The following is a 20,510-nucleotide window of genomic DNA, read 5'->3' as shown; positions in this document are numbered from 1 at the left end:
CGCCGCGGCGTCCCGGAGCAGCGGGTCAGGACTTCGTGATCTCGTAGTACAGCGGCTGGCTGTCCCACCCGAACCGCACGTTCTCGACGGTGTCCGCCGAGCCGCCGCTGACGTTCTGGTACCACAGGGCGATCGCGGGCAGGTCGCGGAAGAGGATGGTCTGCCCCTGGTTCCACAGCGTCGCCGCCTGCGCGGCGTCCGTGGTGCTGGCGCCCTGCTGCAGGAGGGCGTCGAACTCCGGGTTGGTGTAGTCGCCGTCGTTCGAGCTGCCGCCGGTGGCGAAGTTGGGCGCGAGGAAGTTGTAGAGCGAGGGGTAGTCGCCCTGCCAGCCCGAGCGGAACGCGGTCTGGATCGCGCGGTCGTTGATCTCCGAGCGCAGCTGCGCGAAGGTCGCGTAGGGCTTGCCCTCGGACTGGATGCCCAGCGTCTGGCGCAGGCCCGCGGTGACCGCGTCCACCCAGCCCTGGTGCGGGCCGTCGGCGTTGTAGGCGATGTCGAGGCTGCCGGTGAAGGGCTCGATGGCCTCGGCCTGCGCCCACAGCTGCTTGGCCTGGTCCGCGTCGTACTGCAGGACCTCGTTGCCCTCGACGGAGTCCGAGAAGCCGTCCAGCACCGGCGAGGTGTAGTCGCTGGCCGGGGTGCGGGTGCCGGAGAAGATCTGCTCGCAGATCGTGGCCCGGTCGATGGCCAGCGAGATCGCGCGCCGGCGCAGGAGCCCGGCCTCGCCGGACATGCCCGGCATGTACTGCGGGACCGTGAACGCCTGGAAGATCGCCGCGGGCATGTTGACCGCGCGGTCGCCCAGGTCGGACTCGAAGACGGTCAGCGCGGAGTCGGGGATCTGGTCCAGCACGTCCAGGTTGCCCGAGGTCAGGTCCGCGTACGCGGCGTCCTGGCTCTCGTAGAAGACGAAGGCCAGGCCGGAGTTCTGCGCGGCGCGCGGGCCGTCGTAGCTGTCGTTGGGCACCAGGTCGATGCGCACGTTGTGCTGCCAGGCGCCCTGCTCGGCCAGCTTGTAGGGGCCGTTGCCGACCGGGTTCTCGCCGAAGGCGGTCATGTCGTCGAACGCCGAGGCGGGCAGCGGGTAGTAGGCCGAGTAGCCCAGGCGCAGCGGGAAGTCGCCCTCCGGCTGGGTCAGCGCCACCGTGAAGGTGGTCTCGTCCACGACCACCAGGCCGGACATGGTCTGCGCGGTGGGCGGGTCGGCCTGGACGTCGGCGTAGCCGACGATCGGCTCGAAGAAGTACGCCTGCAGCTGGTCGTTGGTGAGCAGCGCGGCGTAGTTCCAGGCGTCGACGAAGGACTGCGCCGTCACCGGGGTGCCGTCGGAGAAGGTCTGGCCCGCGCGGATGCGGATCGTGTAGTTCTGCGCGTCGGAGGTCTCGATGGACTCGGCGAGGTCGTTCTGCACCGAGCCGTCGGCCTCGTAGTAGCACAGGCCCGCGAAGATGTTCTGGATGATGCGGCCGCCGCCGACCTCGTTGGTGTCCGAGGGCAGCAGCGGGTTCTCCGGCTCGGTGCCGTTGGCGACCACGGCGGCGCCGGCGCCGCCGCCCTCGCCGTCCTGGGCGCCCTCGTCGTCGGAGCCGCCGCACGCCGCCAGCAGGCTGCCGACGGCCGCGGCGCCCACGAGGCCCTTCAGGCCGTCGCGGCGGGTCAGCACGGGACCGCGGGAGACCAGGCCGACGCGGCGCACGGCGCCCGGCTCGTCGTCCTTCTCGAAGCTGCTCACGGTGGGACTCCTCCTAGCGGGCGTCTCTGCTTGGGCACGTTGCCCAGGTGCGGGGACTCCTGTCGATCAGGATGTCCACCCCAGACGAACGGGCAGCACGTTAACACCCGTGGACGCGGGTGCGGCGCGAAGCCCGCGCGACACCGCCCACCCGCCCGCGGGCTCGGCACCAGTGTCACCCGAGCGGTGCCGTGCTGCACACCACCCGCCACGGGCGGTGGCCACCGGTGCCCGCGCGGGCCCGCGCGGGGCCCGTGCGGGGCGGACCGGCTCAGACGTTGAAGCGGAACTCCACCACGTCGCCGTCGGCCATGACGTAGTCCTTGCCCTCGATGCGCACCCTGCCCTGCGCCTTGGCCTCGGCCATCGAGCCGGCGGCCACCAGGTCCTCGAAGGAGACGACCTCGGCCTTGATGAAGCCGCGCTGGAAGTCGGTGTGGATCACCCCGGCCGCCTGCGGCGCGGTCCAGCCCTTGCGGATCGTCCAGGCCCGCGACTCCTTCGGCCCGGCCGTCAGGTAGGTCTGCAGCCCCAGCGCGGCGAAGCCGACGCGGGCGAGCTGGTTCAGGCCCGGCTCGTCCTGGCCCACCGAGGCCAGCAGCTCGGCGGCCTCCTCGGCGTCCAGCTCGGCCAGCTCCGACTCCAGCTTGGCGTCCAGGAAGACCGCCTCCGCCGGGGCCACCAGCGCGCGCAGCTCGTCCATCCGGGCCTCGTCGCCCAGCACGGTCTCGTCGACGTTGAAGACGTACAGGAACGGCTTGGTCGTCAGCAGGCCCAGCTCGCGCAGCTGGGCGACGTCCACGTCGTCCGCGGCGGTCGCCGCCGACAGCGGCCGGCCCGAGTCCAGCACCGCCTGCGCCGCCTGCGCGGCCCGCAGCACCGCCGGGTCGGTCTTCTTGCCCTTGACCTCCTTCTCCAGGCGCGGCACGGCGCGCTCCAGGGTCTGCAGGTCGGCCAGCACCAGCTCGGTGTGCACGGTCTCGATGTCCTCGGCCGGGTCCACCGCGCCGGACACGTGCACCACGTCGGGGTCGGCGAAGGCGCGCGTCACCTGGCAGATGGCGTCGGCCTCGCGGATGTTGGCGAGGAACTTGTTGCCCAGGCCCTCCCCCTCGCTGGCGCCCTTGACGATGCCGGCGATGTCGACGAAGGAGACGGTGGCGGGCACCGTGCGCTCGCTGGAGAAGAGGCGGGCCAGCTCCTCCAGGCGCGGGTCCGGCAGCGGCACGACCCCGACGTTGGGCTCGATCGTGGCGAACGGGTAGTTCGCCGCGAGGGCGTCGTTGTCCGTGAGCGCGTTGAACAGGGTGGACTTGCCGACGTTGGGCAGTCCGACGATGCCGATGGTGAGGGCCACGGGCACAGCAGCCTACCGCCGCCGCGGCCGGGGACCGCCCGCAGCGCTCCCCGGCCGGTGCGGCCTCAGCCCGCGGCGGCGGTGAGGAAGCGGCGCAGCTCGCCCACGTCGGCGAAGGAGGTCAGCTGGGCGTCGGTGAACCGCACCCCGAACTCCGACTCCAGCGAGAACATGATGTTGATGTGCGCCAGCGAGTCCCAGCCGGGCACGTCGCGCGCCGTCGTGGAGTCGCTCAGCCGCAGCTGCTCGTCGCCGAGCACCTCGCGGAAGACGCGCAGCACGCGCCCGTCGACGCCGTCCTCGCCCAGCACGTCACCGGTCGTCCCGCTCACCGAAGCACCTCCCGCTCCTGCCGGCGCTGCGCCGGCACCTCGTCCTCGTCACCGCGCGCGCCCACCGGCGCGCCGTCCACCCGCTCGTGCACCCGCACGTCCACCTGCACGTCCACCCGCACGTCCACCAGGCCCGGAGTGCGCACCTCGGCGGGCACCTCGAGCACCCAGCTCGTCGAGCCCTCCCCGTCGCGCCCGTCCCGCTCCGCCGCGCGCGCGAAGCCCAGCCGCTCGTACAGGCCGGTGACCTGCCCGTTCTTGGCGGTGGGCACGTGCGTGCCGCGCAGGCGGGTGCAGCCCAGCGCCCGCGCCCGCGCCGCCAGCACCCCGAACATCTCGTCCTCCAGGGTGCGGCCGATGACGCGGCAGCTCAGCAGCCAGCTGTCGACCTCCAGCTCGGGGCCGTCCGCCGCCTCGACGCGGTGCGCCAGCAGCACGCCCACGACGCCGTGGTCGGCGAAGCGGTCGCGCAGCCGCACGACCTGCGCGTGCCAGTCGGGGTCGGCGGCGAAGGCCTCCACGTCGGCCAGCGAGTGCCGGCGGGTGGTCAGGTTGAACTGGTTGGTCTTGCCCAGCAGCTGCGCCACGCGGGCGGTGTTGGCCGCGCCCAGCGGGGCGACCTCGGCGCGCATGCCCAGCCCGCGCAGGTAGTCCTCCAGCGAGCCCGCGCTCTCGCGCTGCTCGGCCGCCTGCGCCCGCGCCCGGTACTGCTGCGTGCGGGCGGCGTCCTCGGCGGTCAGCGCGTCGGTCTCGAAGAAGGGGTAGCGCGACAGGGCGTGGACGTAGCCGGCCGGCTCGGCCGGCAGCGGCACCACGTCCACCGCGGGGACCAGCTCGCGCACCGCCTCGCGCTCGGCGGGGTTGTCGTCGACGAAGACCAGCGCGTCCTCGCCCAGCCCCAGGGCCGCGGCGATGGCGCGCACGGCCGAGGGCTTGTCCTCCCAGCTGGCCTTGAGCACCGCGACGTCGTCGAGGGAGAGGAGCATCTCGGGGTTCTCCGCGAACACCTGGCGCACCAGGTGCTCGTCGTTCTTGGAGCACACCGCCAGCACCACGCCCCTGTCCTTCAGGGCCAGCACGTACCGCTGGAAGGCGCTGAAGGCCTCCCCGGCGGGGCCGGCGCCCAGCGCGACGCCGTGCACGCCGACCTCGCCGAGCACCCCGCCCCACAGGGTGTCGTCCAGGTCCAGCACCAGGCACTTGCGCGAGGCGCCGAGCTGCGCGGCGAGGACCGCGGCGGTGTGCCGGGCCAGCAGCGGCACGCAGGCCAGCGAGACGGCCTGCTTGGCGACGTGCACGTAGCGCGGGTCGGTCCAGGTGCGCTTGCCGACGTCGGAGGCCAGGCGCTCGCAGTCCACCAGCGCCACGCCCCGCCCGGCCGGCGAGGCCGCCACCTGCCCCAGCCGCTCGGAGAAGCGGCGCAGCAGCGCCGAGCGCGAGCCCGGGGCGCGCGCGGCCAGGTGGCCCAGCGGCTCGTCCGGCGGCACGACGACGCCGTGCTGCACGACGCGGGCGCCGAAGCGCTCGCGCGCCAGGTCCCACAGCGAGGTCCAGCGCCCCAGCTCCGCCTCGACGGCGGCCTCGGGGTCGGCCGGGGAGGGCGGCAGGTCCACCTCGGCGGCGTCCACGGCCAGCACGACCACGTCGGGCTCGAAGGCGTGCAGCCCGCTGGCGGGGTCGAGCAGCTCCTGGCGGTACAGCCCGTAGCCGCACTCGTAGACCTCCACGTCCACCCCGGCGCGGGCGCACGCCACCGGCAGCAGGCCGGTGAGCTGGGTGGTGGTGTAGCTGCCCAGGACGGCCACCCGCGCCCGGCGCGGGGCCGGCGGCAGGTCGGCGCGGTGGCGCTGCCACAGCCGGGAGGCGGCGAGCCAGCCGGCGAAGTCCTCCCCCGCGTCGAGCGAGGCGAAGGCCCACTGCACGGCGCGGCGGGCGTCGCCGGCCGCGGACAGCGCGCGGGCCAGGTCCAGGCAGGCGCGCTGCTCGGGCACCCGCTGCGCGGACACCGCCGCCAGCGCCCGGCCCACCGGGTCCGTCCCCCCGGCGCCCCGCTCGTCGACGGCGTCGACGTGCTCCATCGTGCTCCCCCCCTGGTCGACCGGTGCCGGTCGTCTCGAGCCTGCGGCGGGTGCGGGCGGCGCCGGGTGCTCACCGGGGCCCCCGCCCCCGCGCCCGGCACGCTCGCCCCCGCAACTCTTCCGCTGCGTCACTGTAGTGGAGCCGCCCTGAGGCGCAGCTGAGATTCCGGCACCGGGCGCGCCGCGGCGCTCCCCCGCCCGGCCCCGCGCCGCCACGGCGGGTGCCGCCGCGGTCGCGCGCCGCACGGCACCCGCGCCGGCGGGCGCGGCGCGGGCCCGCGGGAGCCCGCGCTCCTCACGCGCAGCGCACGGGCGGGCACCGGGCGTCGCGGCGCGCGGGGACGCGCGCACCACCCGGACGGAGCAGCGCCCCGGCGGGGCGGGCGGGTCCGCCGGGCGGGGGCGGGTCCGTCAGACGGGGGTGACGGGCAGGCTGCGGCGCTTGAGGTCGCGGCGCAGGTCCGTGGGCAGCGAGAAGACCAGGTCCTCCTGCGCGGTGGTGACCTCCTCGACCGTCGCGTAGCCGCGCGCGGCCAGGTCCTGGACGACCTCGCGCACCAGCACCTCGGGCACCGAGGCCCCCGAGGTCACGCCCACGGTGGTGACGCCCTCGAACCAGGAGTCCTGGATCTCCGGGGCGCCGTCCACGCGGTGCGAGGCGCCGGCGCCGGCGTCCAGGGCCACCTCCACCAGCCGCACGGAGTTGGAGGAGTTCGCCGAGCCCACCACGATCACCAGGTCCGACTCGGCGGCGATCTTCTTCACGGCCACCTGGCGGTTCTGCGTGGCGTAGCAGATGTCGTCGCTGGGCGGGTCGGCCAGGTTCGGGAAGCGCTCGCGCAGCCGGCGCACCGTCTCCATCGTCTCGTCCACGCTCAGCGTCGTCTGCGAGAGCCACACGAGGTTCTCCGGGTCGCGCACCTGCACCGCGTCGGCCGCCTCGGGGCTGTCCACGACCGTGATGTGCTCGGGAGCCTCGCCGGCGGTGCCCTCGACCTCCTCGTGCCCGTGGTGGCCGATGAGCAGGATCTGCGCGTCGCGCTCGGCGAAGCGCACGGCCTCGCGGTGCACCTTGGTCACCAGCGGGCAGGTGGCGTCGATGGTGCGCAGCGAGCGGGCCGCGGCCTCCTCGCGCACCGCGGGGCTGACGCCGTGCGCGGAGAAGACCACGTGCGCGCCCTCGGGCACCTCGGAGGTCTCCTGCACGAAGACCGCGCCGCGCTCGGCCAGCGTCCGCACGACGTGCTTGTTGTGCACGATCTCCTTGCGGACGTAGACGGGCGCGCCGTACAGCTCCAGCGCCTTCTCCACCGCCTCCACCGCGCGGTCCACGCCGGCGCAGTACCCGCGCGGGGCGGCCAGCAGCACGCGCTTGCCGCCGTCCCAGGCGGCGCGCCCGGCCGGCCCGGCCAGCACCGCGGAGTCGTTGCAGTCGTCGGCGGCGGTCGCGGGGGCCTCGAGGGGGGTCTGCGTCACGCCCCCATGGTAGGTCGGCCCGCCGACGCCGCAGCCGTGCGCGGGCTGCGGGCAGGATGGGCGCGTGCCCGCGCAGAACCCCGCCGCCGAGCCGCCGCGCCGGCCCGCCACCGCCTCGGAGACCACCGCGGAGAACCCCTGGCCGGTGCGCCTGCTGGCCTCCAAGATCGACGCCTACGTCGCGCGGATGCCGTGGACCTGGGTGGAGGGGCAGGTCGTGCAGGTCAGCGACCGCCCCGGCGCGCACGTGGTCTTCGTCACCCTGCGCGACACCGACACGGACATGTCGCTGCCGGTGACCCTGACCCGCCGGGTCCTGGGGCGGCTGCGCGAGGTGCTGCCCGAGGGGCTGCGCCACGGCGCGCGCGTGGTGGTGCACGCCAAGCCGGAGTTCTACGCCAAGCGCGGCAGCCTCAGCCTGGCCGTCGACGACGTGCGCCCCGTGGGCGTGGGCGAGCTGCTGGCCCGCCTGGAGCACCTCAAGCGGGTGCTGGCCGCCGAGGGCCTCTTCGACGCCGGGCGCAAGCGGCCGCTGCCGTTCCTGCCGCGCGCGGTGGGCCTGGTGTGCGGGCGCGCCAGCGCCGCCGAGCGCGACGTGGTGGAGAACGCCCGGCTGCGCTGGCCGGCGGTGCGCTTCGAGGTGCGCGAGGTCGCCGTGCAGGGCGCCTCGGCGGTGACGGAGGTGGCCGCGGCCGTGCGCGAGCTCGACGCCCTGGAGGAGGTCGACGTCGTCGTGGTCGCCCGCGGCGGGGGCAGCGTGGAGGACCTGCTGCCCTTCAGCAACGAGGCGCTGGTGCGGGCGGTGGCGGCCGCGCGCACCCCGGTGGTCTCCGCGATCGGCCACGAGGTGGACCACCCCCTGCTGGACCTGGTCGCCGACGTGCGCGCCTCCACCCCCACCGACGCCGCGCGCCTGGTGGTGCCGGACGTGGCCGAGCAGCTGGCGGCCGTGGCGCAGCTGCGCGAGCGCTCGCTGCGCGCGGTGCGCGCGCAGGTGGAGCGCGGGGCCGCGGCCCTGGAGGACCTGCGCGCCCGCCCGGTGCTGGCCCGCCCGCACGTGCTGGTGGACGGCCCGGCGGCGGAGGTGGCGCAGCTGCGCGAGCGGGCCCGCCGGGGGCTGGCCGGGCGCCTGGAGCGCGGGGCGGTGGAGGTGGAGCACCTGCGCTCCAGCGTGCGGGCGCTCTCGCCGCGCTCGACGCTGCTGCGCGGGTACGCCGTGGTGCAGGCGGTGGGCGCGGACGGGGGCGCGCGCGTGGTGCGCGAGCCGGCCGACGCCCCGGCGGGCACGGCGCTGCGGGTGCGGCTGGCCGACGGCGAGCTGGCCGCGCGCGCCGGGTGAGGCGGCGCGCCTAGGGTCTTGCCCCGTGCCGAGGAAGTCCCAGCCCCAGCCCGAGCAGCAGCCCGACCCGCAGCCCGACCCCCGGCCCGACCCGCGGCCGGCGGAGGGGGCCACCGCCCCCGCGACCGCGGACGCCCCCGCGGACGCGCCCGCGCTGCCCGCCGACGTGGCCGCCCTGGGCTTCGAGCAGGCCCGCGACGAGCTGGCCGAGGTGGTGCGCCGGCTGGAGGCCGGCGGCACCGGCCTGGAGGAGTCGCTGGCGCTGTGGGAGCGCGGGGAGGCGCTGGCCGAGGCGTGCCGGCGCTGGCTGGAGGGCGCGCGCGCCCGGCTGGGCGCGGCGGAGCCGGCCGGGGCGGAGGAGCGCCGCCCCTGAGCGCGGCGCCTCAGGCCGGCGGCGCGCCCCAGGTGGAGCCGGCCGAGGCCCAGCCGGCCTCGGTGGCGCGCACCAGCTCGCCCAGCACGGGGTAGCCCGCCTCGCCGGTGGCGATGACGGTCAGCCCGTCCTGGGTGCGCAGCAGGCTGCGCCGGCCGCGGTCGGGCTGCAGCTGGCGCTCCCACTCGCGCCCGTCGACGTCCTCGGTGCCGTCGGCGGCGCCGGAAGCGGTCTGGGCCCGCACCCAGCCGGGGGTGGCGTCGCGGGCGACCTCGACGGCGACGTACCGCCCCTCGTCGGTGCGGTAGCCCACGTGCCAGGTCAGCACGCCGTCGGTGGAGCGGTTGACCTCGGCGGAGGTGGGCGTCCAGCCGGCCGGGACGGCGGGCACCGGCGGCACGAAGGGCAGCCGGCCCGCGGCGCCGGAGGCGGCGTTGGCCACGTCGGCCGGGGGCTGCTGCACGCCGCTGGGGCGCGGCACGGCCCACACGACGACGGCGACCAGGCCGAGGATGACGAGCATCGACAGCACCATCGACTGCACGTTGCCGCCGCGGCGGGTGCGGGGCACCCCCCGGGGGTCCTCGCCGGTGGGTGCGGGGGCCTGGGGCGCGGGGGTGCCGCCGGTCGTGCTCACGCCCTCCATGGTGCCGGATACGCTGGCGGCCCGACGACGCGCCGCCCGTGGAGGTCCCATGTCCCAGAACGCCTCGACCCACCTCCCCGCGGCCCTCGCCGTCGGGACCGAGGCCCCTGACCGCAACCTGGCGATGGAGCTGGTGCGCGTCACCGAGGCCGCGGCGATGGCCGGCGGCCGCTGGGTGGGGCGCGGGGACAAGAACAAGGCCGACGGCGCCGCGGTGAACGCGATGCGCACCCTGATCGGCACCGTGAGCATGAACGGCACGGTCGTCATCGGCGAGGGCGAGAAGGACAACGCCCCGATGCTCTACAACGGCGAGCGCGTGGGCGACGGCACCGGCGCCGAGTGCGACGTGGCCGTGGACCCCATCGACGGCACCACCCTGACGGCGCGCGGCATGCCCAACGCGGTGGCGGTGCTGGCGGTGGCCGAGCGCGGCACGATGTACGACCCCAGCGCGGTCTTCTACATGGACAAGCTGGTCGCGGGCCCGGAGGCGGCCGACGCGGTGGACATCCGCCTGCCGGTGAAGGAGAACGTGCGCCGCCTGGCGCGGGCGAAGAACCGCTGGGTGGAGGACGTCACCGTCTGCATCCTGGACCGCCCGCGCCACGCGCAGCTGGCCCAGGAGGTCCGCGACGCGGGCGCGCGCATCAAGTTCATCTCCGACGGCGACGTGGCCGGCGCGGTGATGGCGGCGCGCGAGGGCACCGGCGTGGACCTGCTCATGGGCGTGGGCGGCACCCCGGAGGGCATCATCGCGGCCTGCGCGATGCACTGCCTGGGCGGCACGATCCAGGGCCGGCTGGCCCCGCGCGACGACGACGAGAAGCAGAAGGCGCTGGACGCCGGGCACGACCTGGACGCGGTGCTGGACACCCAGGCGCTGGTGAACAGCGACAACGTGTACTTCGTGGTGACCGGCATCACCGACGGCGAGCTCGTCGGCGGGGTGCGCTACCGCGGCGACACGATCAGCACCTCCAGCATCGTCATGCGCAGCAAGTCGGGCACGATCCGCCGCGTGGAGTCCGAGCACCGGCTCTCCAAGCTGCGCGCGTACTCCGCCGTCGACTTCACCGGCCCGCGGTGAGGGCCCGCGCCCTCGTCGTCGGCGAGTCGCTCGTCGACGTCGTCCGCACCGCCGCCGGGGCGGAGTCCGAGCACCCCGGCGGCAGCCCGCTGAACGTCGCCTACGGCCTGGGCCGCCTGGAGCACGAGGTGTCCCTGCTGACCCGGCTGGGCGAGGACGCGCACGGGCGGCTGCTGCGCGAGCACCTGGCGGCCGCGTCGGTGGCCCTGGTGCCGGGCGCGGTGGACGAGCTGCCGACGTCGGTGGCGCGTGCCCTGCTGGACGAGCAGGGCCGCGCCTCCTACGAGTTCGACCTGCGGTGGCGCCTGCCGGCCGCGCAGCTGCCGGCCGAGGTGGACGTGGTGCACACCGGGTCCATCGGGGCGGCGGTGGAGCCGGGCGCGGGCCAGGCGCTGGAGCTGCTGCGCTCCTGGCGGGGCCGGGCCACCACCAGCTACGACCCCAACGTGCGCCCGGCGTTCCTGGGCACCCCCGAGCAGGCGCTGGCGCGGGTGGAGGGGTTCGTCGACGCCGCCGACGTCGTGAAGGCCTCCGACGAGGACCTGGCCTGGCTGTGCCCGGGCGAGGACCCGGTGGAGGTGGCGCGGCGCTGGCAGCGCCGCGGCCCGGCCCTGGTCGTCGTCACGCGCGGCGGGGAGGGCGCGGTGGCCGTGGCCGGCGCGGGCACGATGCGGGTGCCGGCGCCGCGCACGGAGGTGGTCGACACGGTCGGCGCCGGGGACGCCTTCACCTCCGGGCTGCTGCACGCGCTGGCCGGGCACGACCTGCTGGGCCCGGCGGGGGCGCGGCGGCTGCGGGCGCTGCGGCTGGACGCGCTGCAGGACGTGCTGCGCACGGCGGTGCGGGCGGCCTCGATCACCTGCTCGCGCGCCGGCGCGAACCCCCCCACGCGCGCGGAGCTGGACGCCGGCTGAGCACCGGGCGCCGCCGCGCGGCGGACCCCGGCCGCCGGGGGCGCGCCCGGTGATGCGCGCGGGGCATCGCGCGATGCCGCAACGCTCCTGGACAGGCATCGCGGGCGCTTCCTACGGTGAGCCCCACCGTCGCCGACGACGACCGCTGTCCTCGGCGCCCGCCGAGGAGAGGACGCCATGACCACCAGCGCACCGACCGGGACCGCGCCCGCGGCGCGGACCGGCTCCCCCGTCGTGGACCGCATCGCCTCGATCGAGCTGTCCTCGGTGGTGCTGCCCCTGCGGGCGGCGATCAGCGACGCGAAGGTCTTCACCGGCCGCCAGCGCGCCATGACCGAGGTGGTCTTCCTCTTCGCCGAGGTGCGCACCGAGGCGGGCCTGGAGGGGGTGGGCTTCGGGTACTCCAAGCGCGCCGGCGGGCCCGCGCAGTTCGCCCACGCCCGCGAGGTGGCCGCGGACCTGATCGGCGAGGACCCCAACGACATCGGCCGGCTGTGGACCAAGCTGGTGTGGGCCGGCGCCTCGGTGGGCCGCAGCGGCGCCTCCACGCAGGCGCTGGCGGCCCTGGACGTCGCCCTCTGGGACCTGAAGGCCAAGCGGGCCGGGCTGCCGCTGGCCAAGCTGCTGGGCGCCCACCGCGACTCGGTGCGCTGCTACAACACCTCCGGCGGCTTCCTGCACGAGCCGCTGGAGCAGGTGCTCGTCAACGCCGACCGCACGCTGGCCGAGGGCGTGGGCGGAATCAAGATCAAGGTGGGGCAGCCCGACACCCGCGAGGACCTGCGCCGGGTGCGGGCGGTGCGCGAGCACGTCGGCGACGACGTGCCGCTGATGGTGGACGCCAACCAGCAGTGGGACCGCCCGACCGCGCAGCGGGTGGGCCGGGCGCTGGAGGAGTTCGGCCTGGTGTGGATCGAGGAGCCGCTGGACGCCCACGACACCGAGGGCCACGCCCAGCTCGCGCGCTCGCTGGACACCGCGATCGCCACCGGCGAGATGCTCACCAGCGTGCGCGAGCACGACGACCTCATCCGCGCCGGCGCGGCCGACGTCCTGCAGCCGGACGCCCCGCGCATCGGCGGCATCACGCAGTTCCTCAAGCTGGCCGTGCTGGCCGAGCACGCCCACCTGCAGCTCGCCCCGCACTTCGCCATGGAGATCCACGCGCACCTGGCGGCGGCGTACCCGATCGAGCCGTGGGTGGAGCACTTCGACTGGCTGCACCCGCTCTTCGACGAGCGGCTGGAGGTGCGCGGCGGGCGCATGCACCTGTCGGAGCGCCCGGGCCTGGGCGTGACGATCAGCGAGCAGGCCCGCGCCTGGACGGTGGACCGGGTGCGGGTGGACGCCCCGCGCTGACGCCCGCCCCGGCGCCGTCGGGCCGGGTGCCGCTCGGCGCGTCGGGCGGGGCGCCGCTCAACGCCGGGCGGGGCGCGCGGCCCGGCCCAGCCCGGCGGCGCGCCGCCCGGCGGTGCGCACCGCGGCGGCCCGGCGCACCAGGCCCGCGCGCACGGCCTCCCCGGCGGTGGACAGCGCGTCCACGGACCGGCCCAGGCGCCGGGAGCGGTGCAGCTCGTCGCGGTAGGTGCGCCGCAGCAGCAGCGCGCGGTCCAGCGCGGCGGGCAGCAGCTCGCGCCCGGCGGGGGCCAGGGTCAGGCGCGTCGTGTGCCGCGTGGTGCGCTCGAAGCGGCGCTTGTAGGCCTCCTCGCCGCGCAGCAGGTCCAGCTCGGCGTAGCCGGAGAGCAGGGCGCGCCGGCGCACGCGCAGCAGCAGCAGGGTGCCCGGGCCGGTGGCGGCGACCTCGGCGCGGTAGGACTGCACGTAGCCGTGCAGGGCGCGCGGGCCGGCCAGGCAGAACGCGTAGGCCACCAGGTGCCCGTCCAGGCGCAGGCCGGAGAGCTGGGCCACCCCGCGCGGGGCGGTGCGCAGGAACTGCGCCAGGGTGCGCCCGGAGGCGCCGCGCCAGGGCTCGCGGCGGCGCGCGGCGCGCGGGTGCGCGGCGTCGACGGCGGCCAGCTCCGCCAGCAGGGCGGCCAGGCGCGCGTCGGCCGCGGCCGGGTCCGTCTCGCGCAGCGGGGCCAGGCCGTCCAGGAGGTCGTCGACGACGACGAGCTCGCCGCGCTCGGCCAGGCGCCGCCACTGCCGGCGCTCCTCGTGGCGGGCGTGCTGGCCCAGGGCCGCGTCGTGCTCGGCGACGGTGGCGGGCAGCCGCACGGCGTGGACGGTGGCCTGGCGCAACCGGCGGGCGGTGTAGCCGCGGGCCGCGGCCCAGCCGGCGGCCGCCTCCAGCAGCGCGTCGTCCTCCAGGACCTGCTCGAGGTCGAACAGGGCGCCGGGGACCTCGGCGAGCACGGCGTCGAGCACGGCGGCGAGCAGGCGCACGGCGGGCACGGGGCTGTCGGGGTCGGTGAGCACGGAGGCGTAGTCGCTGCCGCCGGCGCCCAGCAGGGTCACCAGGGGGCGGTGGCCGCCGGGTCCGGCGCCCAGGACGGTGAAGGCCCCGAAGGCCAGCAGCCGGCCCTGGCGGCGCACGCTCACCAGCAGCGGCTCCCCCGCGCCGAGGTGGGTGTGCACCGCGCGCAGCCAGTCCGGCCCGCAGAACGGCGGGTGCCCGCCGCGCACGGCCAGCACGCGCCACTCGGGCACGGGCGCGCCCTCCAGGGTGCGCCGCACGCCGACCTGCAGGCCCTCGGCGGGGTCGAGCACGAGGGCGAGCCCGGGCGTGCCGGTGGTGCCGGTGGTGCCGGTGCTGCCGGTGGGGCGGGCGGGCGGCTCACCGCCGGTGGCGCCGGGTGCGCGCGGCACGGGGGCCGTGGCACCGGTGAGCGCGTCGACCACCCCGTACCCGCCTCCCGCCGGCCCCCGGGCCGCCGGGAGGACGGCCTCGTGGCGGGCACCTTAACCGGGCCGGTGGGCGCGGCGGGAGCGGTGCGGCGCGCCGCGCCCCGCGTCTCCACCCAGCGTCGCCGGCGGTGACGCTGGGTGGAGAGGCGGGGGTGGCTCAGGCGGGGACGCGGTCGTGCTGCTGGGCCTGCGCCCGCTCCAGGGAGCGCCGGCGCAGCGCCTCGGATTGCTCGGCGATCCGGCGCGCCTTCTCCTCGTCGCGGGTGAGGTTGCGCCCGCTGGCGGGGTCGAAGACGTGCATGCGCCGCGGCGGGAACCACAGCCGGGCGGTGTCGCCGTCGCGCACCCCGCTCATGGCGTCCAGCGTGACCACGAGCTGGCTGCGCATGCTCTCGCCGTCCAGCTCCCGGTCCAGCTCGGCGAGCTGGGCGCGCGTCTCGGCGGCGGCCTCGAAGGGCACGTAGGCGTACAGCTCGTTGCCCAGCCACTCGGTGACGTCCACCTGCGCCTGGAACGTCACGGCGTCCTCGGGGGCGTCGGTGACGTCGGCGTCGTCGAAGTGCTCCGGGCGCACCCCGACGATGAGCAGCTGGCCGTCGTGCTCAGCGCCGACGGCCGCCGGGCGGGGTACGTCGCAGAAGGGCAGCTCCAGGCGGTCGCCGCGCACCCGGGCGGGCAGGAAGTTCATCGGCGGGGAGCCGATGAAGCCGGCGACGAAGAGGTTGACGGGCTGCTCGTACAGTTCGCGCGGGCTGGCCACCTGCTGCAGCACGCCCTTGCGCAGCACCGCCACGCGGTCGCCCAGGGTCATCGCCTCGGTCTGGTCGTGCGTGACGTACAGGGTCGTGGTGCCCAGGGAGCGCTGCATGCGGGCGATCTCGGTGCGCATCTGCCCGCGCAGCTTGGCGTCGAGGTTGCTCAGCGGTTCGTCGAACAGGAACGCCTTGGCGTCGCGCACGATCGCGCGGCCCATGGCCACGCGCTGGCGCTGGCCGCCGGAGAGGTTCGCCGGCTTGCGCTCCAGGTGGTCGTTGAGCTCGAGCATGTCCGCCGCGCGCTGCACGCGCTCGCGGATCTGCGCCTCGGGGACCTTGGAGTGGTTCAGCCGCAGCGGGAAGGCGATGTTCTCCCCCACGGTCAGGTGCGGGTAGAGGGCGTAGTTCTGGAAGACCATCGCCAGGTCCCGGTCGCGCGGGGCGAGGTCGTTGACCCTCTTGCCGTCGATGAGCAGGTCGCCCTCGGAGATGTCCTCCAGGCCGACGACCATGCGCAGCAGGGTCGACTTCCCGCAGCCGGAGGGGCCGACGAGGATGACGAACTCCCCGTCGGCGATGTCCAGGCTCACGTCGTTCACCGCCGGGAAGCCGTCGCCGTACCTCTTGACGATGTTCCTCAGCTCGATGCGTGCCACGATCAGCTCCTGTTCTGGGCTCAGCCCTTGACGGCGCCGTTGGTGAGACCCGCGACGATCCGGCGCTGGAACACCAGCGCCAGCAGGACGACGGGGATGGTGACGATGACGGCCGCCGCCGAGATGGCGCCGGTCGGCTGGACGAAGTAGCTGGACCCGGTGAACGAGCTCAGCGCCGCGGGCACGGGCTGGGCGCGCGAGGTGGACGTCAGCGAGATGCCGAAGACGAAGTCGTTCCAGGCGATGAAGAAGGCGATGATCGCGGTGGTGAACACCCCCGGCGCGGCCAGCGGGACGATGACCTTGCGGAAGGCCTGCCAGCTGGTGGCCCCGTCGACCTGCGCGGCCTGCTCCATGTCCCACGGGATGCCGCGGAAGAACGCCGACATCGTCCAGATCGAGATCGGCAGCGTCAGGGCCAGGTACGGGATGATCAGGCCCGGGATCGTGTCGTACAGGCCGATGCGGCGCCACAGGTTGAACAGCGGGGTCACCATCGTGATCACCGGGAACACCGCGACGGCCAGCGCGCTGGTGAGCACCAGGCGCTTGCCGGGGAAGTCCAGCCGGGCGATGGCGTAGGCGGCGAACATCGCCAGCACCACGGCGACGAGCGTGGCGATCAGGCAGGTGACGATGGAGTTGCGCAGCGCCGGCAGGAAGAGCTCCGAGCCGCTGCCGGCGAAGATGCCGCTGTAGTTCTCCCCCGTCCAGCGCGTGGGGAAGAAGCTGCGGTTGGACAGGTCCGACTCGGACTTGAAGCTCATCGAGACGATGTAGACGACCGGCACGATCGCGTACAGGACGATGAGCAGCGCGCCGGCGTACCAGCCGAGCTTCTCCTTCGTGGACATCGCACCCATGTCAGCCCTCCCCCCGCGCCCGCGCCAGGTCCACCTTGAAGACCTTGATCGCGACGAAGCAGATCGCCAGGACGCAGACGAAGAGCAGCACCGAGACCGCGGAGCCGAGACCGATCTCCAGCCGGCTGATCGTCTGGTTGTACGCCAGGGCGGAGACGGTCTGGGTGCCCGCCGCGCCCTGGGTCATGATGTAGACGTTGTCGAAGATGCGGAACGCGTCCAGCGCGCGGAACAGCAGGGCCACCATGATCGAGGCCTTCATGTTCGGCAGCATCACGCGCCACAGGCGCTCCCACGCCGTGGCCCCGTCGACCTTGGCCGCCTCGATGGTGTCCGAGGGCACCTGCGCCAGCCCGGCCAGCAGCAGCAGCGAGATGAACGGCGTCGTCTTCCAGATCTCGGAGAGGCAGATGACCAGCAGCGCGGTCCACTTGTTGGCGAACCAGTCGAAGTCCTCCCCCACGCCGGGCACCACGGCGTTCATGAACCCCGTGGTCAGCGCGAACGCGTACTGCCAGGCGTAGGCGGAGACGACGGTGATGACCGCGTAGGGCACCAGGATCGCCGTGCGGACGATGGGCCGCAGCCAGCCGAGCACCTTGTGCATCACCATCGCCAGCGCGAACCCCAGGACGAGCTCGACGGCGACGGTGACCACGGTGATGAGGGCGGTGTTGGCCAGCGCCTCCCACCACAGCGCGTCGGTGAGGATGACGCCGTAGTTGCGCAGGCCGATGAACTCCCGGTCCGCGGGGGCGGTGAGGCGGTAGCTGAACAGCGAGTCGTACAGGGCCTGCACGATCGGGTACCCGGTGACGAGCACGAGGATGACGAACGCGGGCCCGGCCAGGTACCAGCCGAGCTTGGCCTCCGCCCGGGACTTGTCGCTGCGGCGGGCGCGCTTGGTGCCCTTGGGGTCCGTCGCGACGTCCGCGCCGAGCGGGGTGGCGGTGGTGCTCACAGCAGCTTCTCCCCCCTGAGCACCTGCTCGATGTACTCCTGCGACTGCGCCGGGGTGGAGCCGTCCACCGAGGAGACCGGCTGCCACTGGTCGGCGATGCCCTGGCTGACCTCGTTGTAGTAGGCGGTCTGCGGCCGCGGCGCGGCCGCCTGCAGCGAGCTGCGGATGGTGTCGTACATGGGGTACGCCTCCTGCACCTGCGGGTCGTCGTAGACCGCCTCCAGGGCGGCGGGGTTGCCGTCGGAGACCATGTACGACGCTTGGTTCTCCTCCGAGACGATGCACCGCACGGCCTCGAACGCCAGGTCCCGGTTCTCCGAGAAGGCGCTGACCCCGATGTCGATGCCGCCCAGCGGCGGCGCGGCCGGGGTGGCGGCGTCCATCGCCGGGTACGTCGTCCAGCCGTAGTCCTCGAAGACCGCCCGGTCCATCGTGCCGCCCTCGGCGGCGGCCTTGCCCTGGGCGTAGACGAACGGCCAGTTGACCATGAACGCGGCGCCGCCCTGCTGGAACAGGTTCGCCGTGGCCGCCTCGTCGCGGTTGTCCACGCCCGGCCCGGTGACCCCGGCCCGCGCCATGGAGCGCATCACGTCCGCGGCGGCGCGGCCGGCGTCGCCGTCGATGCCCAGGCGGATGTCGGGGCCCTTGGCGTCGGGGTTCTCGATGACCCGCCCGCCCGCGGAGGCGATCATGGCGTTGACCCACACCGTCATCGACTCCGCGCGCTGGCCCTGCACGCCGATGGCGGTGCCCTGCCCCTGCGCGGCCTCGACGAGCTGCTGCCAGGTCACCGGCCGCGACACGTCCAGCCCGGCCGCCTCGGCGACCGACTTGCGGTACCAGAGCAGTTGCGTGTTCGCCCAGAACGGGGCCGCGACCAGCTCGCCCTTCCAGCTCGCGCCCTGCACCGCGCCGGCCACGACGCCCTCGGAGAACGTGCGCTGCAGCTCCTCGGGCACGGGCGCCAGGAAGCCGGCCTCGGAGGTCTCCGGCACGAAGACCGGGTCCAGGCTCATCAGGTCGATGGAGGTGTCGTTGCCGGCCAGGCGCCGCATGAGCTGCTCGCGCTGCTGGGCGGCGTCGCTGGGCAGGATCGACACGTCGATGGCGTAGGCGCCGCCGGAGGCCGCGCTGCACCGCTCCGCGATCGCCTGCTGCCCGCCGTTGTCGGGGTTGACGTACCAGTTCAGGGTCGGCGTCCCCGTCGCCGCCGACCCGTCCCCGCAGGAGACCAGGGAGCCGGCCAGCACCACCGCGGCACCACCCACCCCCAGCCGTCCGCGCCACCGCGTGCTCACGAGCCCCACCTCCGGCGTCGTCGTCCTCGTCCGTCGCACCGTGCGCTTCAGGACGCCTTGCTACACCCGGTGGCCGGTGCCCGCGAGCCGGAGATCGCCGTCGGGCCGGACCGTGAGCGGAACGTGATCTGCGCGACGCCGGTCCCGGTGGTCGGCGGGCCCCGGGCACGGGCGCGGGCGGGCTTGGCAGGATGGCCCCATGGCCACTGACGACCTCACCCCCGCCCCGGGCGCCCCCGGCACCGGGCAGCCCCAGTACCGCGTCGAGCGCGACACGATGGGGGAGGTGAGGGTCCCGGCGGCGGCGAAGTACCGCGCCCAGACGCAGCGCGCCGTGGAGAACTTCCCGCTGTCGGGCACCGGCCTGGAGCGCTCCCACATCGAGGCGCTGGCGCGCATCAAGAAGGCCGCCGCCCTGGCCAACGCCGAGCTGGGCGTGCTGGAGGAGGACCTGGCGCGCGCCGTGGCCGGGGCCGCCGAGGAGGTCGCCACCGGCCGCTGGGACGGGGAGTTCCCCGTCGACGTCTTCCAGACCGGCTCGGGCACCAGCTCGAACATGAACGTCAACGAGGTCGTCGCCACCCTGGCCACCGAGCGCCTGGGCCGCCCGGTGCACCCCAACGACCACGTCAACGCCTCGCAGTCCTCCAACGACGTCTTCCCCACCTCGGTGCACGTGGCGGCCACCTCCGCCGTGGTGAACGAGCTGGTCCCGGCGCTGGAGCACCTGGAGGCCTCGCTGCGCCGCAAGGCGCGGGAGTTCGCCGGGGTGGTGAAGTCCGGGCGCACCCACCTCATGGACGCCACCCCCGTCACGCTGGGCCAGGAGTTCGCCGGCTACGCCACGCAGGTGCGCCGCGGCGTGCAGCGCGTGCAGGCCACCGTCGGGCGCGTGGCGGAGGTCCCGCTGGGCGGCACCGCCGTGGGCACCGGCATCAACACCCCGCCCGGCTTCCCCCAGCGCGTCATCGAGCTGCTGGCCGCCGACACCGGCCTGCCGCTGACCGAGGCGGAGGACCACTTCGAGGCGCAGGGCGCCCGCGACGCGCTGGTGGAGCTGTCCGGCGCGCTGCGCACCGTCGCGGTGAGCGTGACGAAGGTGTGCAACGACCTGCGCTGGATGGGCTCGGGCCCGCGCACCGGCCTGGGCGAGCTGCGCCTGCCGGACCTGCAGCCGGGCAGCTCGATCATGCCGGGCAAGGTCAACCCGGTCGTGCCCGAGGCAGCGCTCATGGTGTGCGCGCAGGTCGTCGGCAACGACGCGGCCGTGGCGTGGGCCGGGGCCAGCGGCTCCTTCGAGCTCAACGTGCAGATCCCCGTGATGGCCCGCAACGTGCTGGAGTCCACCCGCCTGCTGGGCAACGCCGCGCGCCTGCTGGCCGACCGCACGGTCGACGGCCTGGAGGCCGACGTGGAGCAGTGCCGCCGCTACGCGGAGTCCTCCCCCTCGATCGTCACCCCGCTGAACCGGGTCATCGGCTACGAGGCGGCCGCGAAGGTCGCCAAGCACGCCGTGGCCCACGGCACGACGGTGCGCGAGGCCGTGGTGGCGCTGGGCTTCGTCGAGCGCGGCGAGGTCAGCGAGGCGCAGCTCGACGAGGCGCTGGACGTGATGTCGATGACCAGCCCGAAGGGCGCCTGAGCCCGGCGCACGCCCCGCCCGCCCCGGCGCCTCCGGCGCGCCGGGGGGGGCGGGCGCGGGAACACAGGCCGGGTTGTACCGCATCTACAACAAGTTCTGGATGGCGCGGTAGCCCTGAAGAAACTCTCCTTACGGGGGGGGTGGGTGGCGCCGC

17 protein-coding genes are annotated in these 20,510 nt (G+C 75.2%); 6 read left to right on the top strand and 11 right to left on the bottom strand.

Annotated elements, in window-relative coordinates:
- Nucleotides 1-25: 25 nt before the first annotated feature.
- The 5 genes from ACRYR7_RS11515 to ACRYR7_RS11495 form a co-directional block, all read right to left on the bottom strand.
- Complete coding sequence (locus ACRYR7_RS11515) at nucleotides 26-1,660, bottom strand: peptide ABC transporter substrate-binding protein (protein WP_432572243.1); 1,635 nt, start codon at nucleotides 1,658-1,660, stop codon at nucleotides 26-28.
- Between the two features lie 343 nt (nucleotides 1,661-2,003).
- Nucleotides 2,004-3,089 carry a redox-regulated ATPase YchF gene (gene ychF, locus ACRYR7_RS11510; protein ID WP_432572231.1) on the bottom strand — a complete coding sequence of 362 codons (1,086 nt, stop codon included), beginning with the start codon at nucleotides 3,087-3,089 and terminating at the stop codon, nucleotides 2,004-2,006.
- Nucleotides 3,090-3,154: 65 nt separating this feature from the next.
- Complete coding sequence (locus ACRYR7_RS11505) at nucleotides 3,155-3,421, bottom strand: acyl carrier protein (RefSeq protein WP_432572230.1); 267 nt, start codon at nucleotides 3,419-3,421, stop codon at nucleotides 3,155-3,157.
- Nucleotides 3,418-5,499: an HAD-IIIC family phosphatase gene (locus ACRYR7_RS11500; RefSeq protein WP_432572229.1), complete on the bottom strand. Its 2,082-nt coding sequence runs from the start codon at nucleotides 5,497-5,499 to the stop codon at nucleotides 3,418-3,420. The genes ACRYR7_RS11505 and ACRYR7_RS11500 overlap by 4 nt, the downstream gene beginning before the upstream one ends.
- A gap of 411 nt (nucleotides 5,500-5,910) precedes the next feature.
- The gene (locus tag ACRYR7_RS11495; protein WP_432572242.1) at nucleotides 5,911-6,915 is read right to left on the bottom strand and encodes a 4-hydroxy-3-methylbut-2-enyl diphosphate reductase; all 1,005 of its coding nucleotides are present in this window, start codon (nucleotides 6,913-6,915) and stop codon (nucleotides 5,911-5,913) included.
- A 124-nt stretch (nucleotides 6,916-7,039) separates the two neighbouring features.
- Here ACRYR7_RS11495 and xseA point away from each other — a divergent pair, with 124 nt between their 5' ends.
- Together xseA and ACRYR7_RS11485 are read left to right on the top strand one after the other, a co-directional pair.
- Nucleotides 7,040-8,314 carry an exodeoxyribonuclease VII large subunit gene (gene xseA / locus ACRYR7_RS11490; protein WP_432572228.1) on the top strand — a complete coding sequence of 425 codons (1,275 nt, stop codon included), beginning with the start codon at nucleotides 7,040-7,042 and terminating at the stop codon, nucleotides 8,312-8,314.
- A gap of 154 nt (nucleotides 8,315-8,468) precedes the next feature.
- Nucleotides 8,469-8,687 carry an exodeoxyribonuclease VII small subunit gene (locus tag ACRYR7_RS11485; protein ID WP_432572241.1) on the top strand — a complete coding sequence of 73 codons (219 nt, stop codon included), beginning with the start codon at nucleotides 8,469-8,471 and terminating at the stop codon, nucleotides 8,685-8,687.
- 10 nt (nucleotides 8,688-8,697) lie between these two features.
- Here ACRYR7_RS11485 and ACRYR7_RS11480 read toward each other — a convergent pair whose 3' ends face one another.
- Nucleotides 8,698-9,324: a DUF4245 domain-containing protein gene (locus ACRYR7_RS11480; RefSeq protein WP_432572227.1), complete on the bottom strand. Its 627-nt coding sequence runs from the start codon at nucleotides 9,322-9,324 to the stop codon at nucleotides 8,698-8,700.
- Between the two features lie 58 nt (nucleotides 9,325-9,382).
- On the opposite strand from ACRYR7_RS11480, the gene glpX reads away from it, so the two are divergent.
- The 3 genes from glpX to ACRYR7_RS11465 all read left to right on the top strand — a co-directional run bounded on the left by glpX (nucleotide 9,383) and on the right by ACRYR7_RS11465 (nucleotide 12,696).
- A complete protein-coding gene (gene glpX, locus ACRYR7_RS11475; protein WP_432572226.1) occupies nucleotides 9,383-10,423 on the top strand; it encodes a class II fructose-bisphosphatase in 1,041 nt (346 codons plus the stop codon).
- Complete coding sequence (locus ACRYR7_RS11470) at nucleotides 10,420-11,337, top strand: carbohydrate kinase family protein (RefSeq protein WP_432572225.1); 918 nt, start codon at nucleotides 10,420-10,422, stop codon at nucleotides 11,335-11,337. Before glpX ends, ACRYR7_RS11470 begins: the two co-directional genes overlap by 4 nt.
- A gap of 177 nt (nucleotides 11,338-11,514) precedes the next feature.
- Nucleotides 11,515-12,696 (top strand): L-talarate/galactarate dehydratase, encoded by a 1,182-nt coding sequence (locus ACRYR7_RS11465; protein ID WP_432572224.1) that lies wholly within the window; start codon nucleotides 11,515-11,517, stop codon nucleotides 12,694-12,696.
- A gap of 57 nt (nucleotides 12,697-12,753) precedes the next feature.
- Here ACRYR7_RS11465 and ACRYR7_RS11460 read toward each other — a convergent pair whose 3' ends face one another.
- The 5 genes from ACRYR7_RS11460 to ACRYR7_RS11440 all read right to left on the bottom strand — a co-directional run bounded on the left by ACRYR7_RS11460 (nucleotide 12,754) and on the right by ACRYR7_RS11440 (nucleotide 18,714).
- Complete coding sequence (locus tag ACRYR7_RS11460; protein ID WP_432572223.1) at nucleotides 12,754-14,175, bottom strand: GNAT family N-acetyltransferase; 1,422 nt, start codon at nucleotides 14,173-14,175, stop codon at nucleotides 12,754-12,756.
- Nucleotides 14,176-14,338: 163 nt separating this feature from the next.
- The gene (locus ACRYR7_RS11455; RefSeq protein ID WP_432572222.1) at nucleotides 14,339-15,592 is read right to left on the bottom strand and encodes an ABC transporter ATP-binding protein; all 1,254 of its coding nucleotides are present in this window, start codon (nucleotides 15,590-15,592) and stop codon (nucleotides 14,339-14,341) included.
- A gap of 20 nt (nucleotides 15,593-15,612) precedes the next feature.
- A complete protein-coding gene (locus ACRYR7_RS11450; RefSeq protein ID WP_432572221.1) occupies nucleotides 15,613-16,446 on the bottom strand; it encodes a carbohydrate ABC transporter permease in 834 nt (277 codons plus the stop codon).
- A gap of 10 nt (nucleotides 16,447-16,456) precedes the next feature.
- Complete coding sequence (locus ACRYR7_RS11445) at nucleotides 16,457-17,416, bottom strand: carbohydrate ABC transporter permease (protein ID WP_432572220.1); 960 nt, start codon at nucleotides 17,414-17,416, stop codon at nucleotides 16,457-16,459.
- Nucleotides 17,413-18,714, bottom strand: coding sequence for an extracellular solute-binding protein (locus ACRYR7_RS11440; RefSeq protein WP_432572219.1), 1,302 nt, complete (start codon nucleotides 18,712-18,714; stop codon nucleotides 17,413-17,415). Before ACRYR7_RS11440 ends, ACRYR7_RS11445 begins: the two co-directional genes overlap by 4 nt.
- Before the next feature lie 199 nt (nucleotides 18,715-18,913).
- On the opposite strand from ACRYR7_RS11440, the gene ACRYR7_RS11435 reads away from it, so the two are divergent.
- Nucleotides 18,914-20,356, top strand: coding sequence for a class II fumarate hydratase (locus ACRYR7_RS11435; RefSeq protein WP_432572218.1), 1,443 nt, complete (start codon nucleotides 18,914-18,916; stop codon nucleotides 20,354-20,356).
- Nucleotides 20,357-20,510: the final 154 nt, after the last annotated feature.

Origin of the sequence: Kineococcus gurbantunggutensis, assembly GCF_050871925.1 — a bacterium.
Taxonomy (GTDB): Bacteria; Actinomycetota; Actinomycetes; order Actinomycetales; family Kineococcaceae; genus Kineococcus.
This window is presented reverse-complemented; position numbering and strand designations above follow the sequence as displayed.

Bases quoted from the DNA above. Each gene is read 5' to 3' on its own strand.
- ACRYR7_RS11500 (WP_432572229.1), bottom strand. From the start codon at position 5,499: ATGGAGCACGTCGACGCCGTCGACGAGCGGGGCGCCGGGGGGACGGAC.
- glpX (WP_432572226.1), top strand. From the start codon at position 9,383: ATGTCCCAGAACGCCTCGACCCACCTCCCCGCGGCCCTCGCCGTCGGG.
- ACRYR7_RS11465 (WP_432572224.1), top strand. From the start codon at position 11,515: ATGACCACCAGCGCACCGACCGGGACCGCGCCCGCGGCGCGGACCGGC.
- ACRYR7_RS11450 (WP_432572221.1), bottom strand. From the start codon at position 16,446: ATGTCCACGAAGGAGAAGCTCGGCTGGTACGCCGGCGCGCTGCTCATC.
- ACRYR7_RS11435 (WP_432572218.1), top strand. From the start codon at position 18,914: ATGGCCACTGACGACCTCACCCCCGCCCCGGGCGCCCCCGGCACCGGG.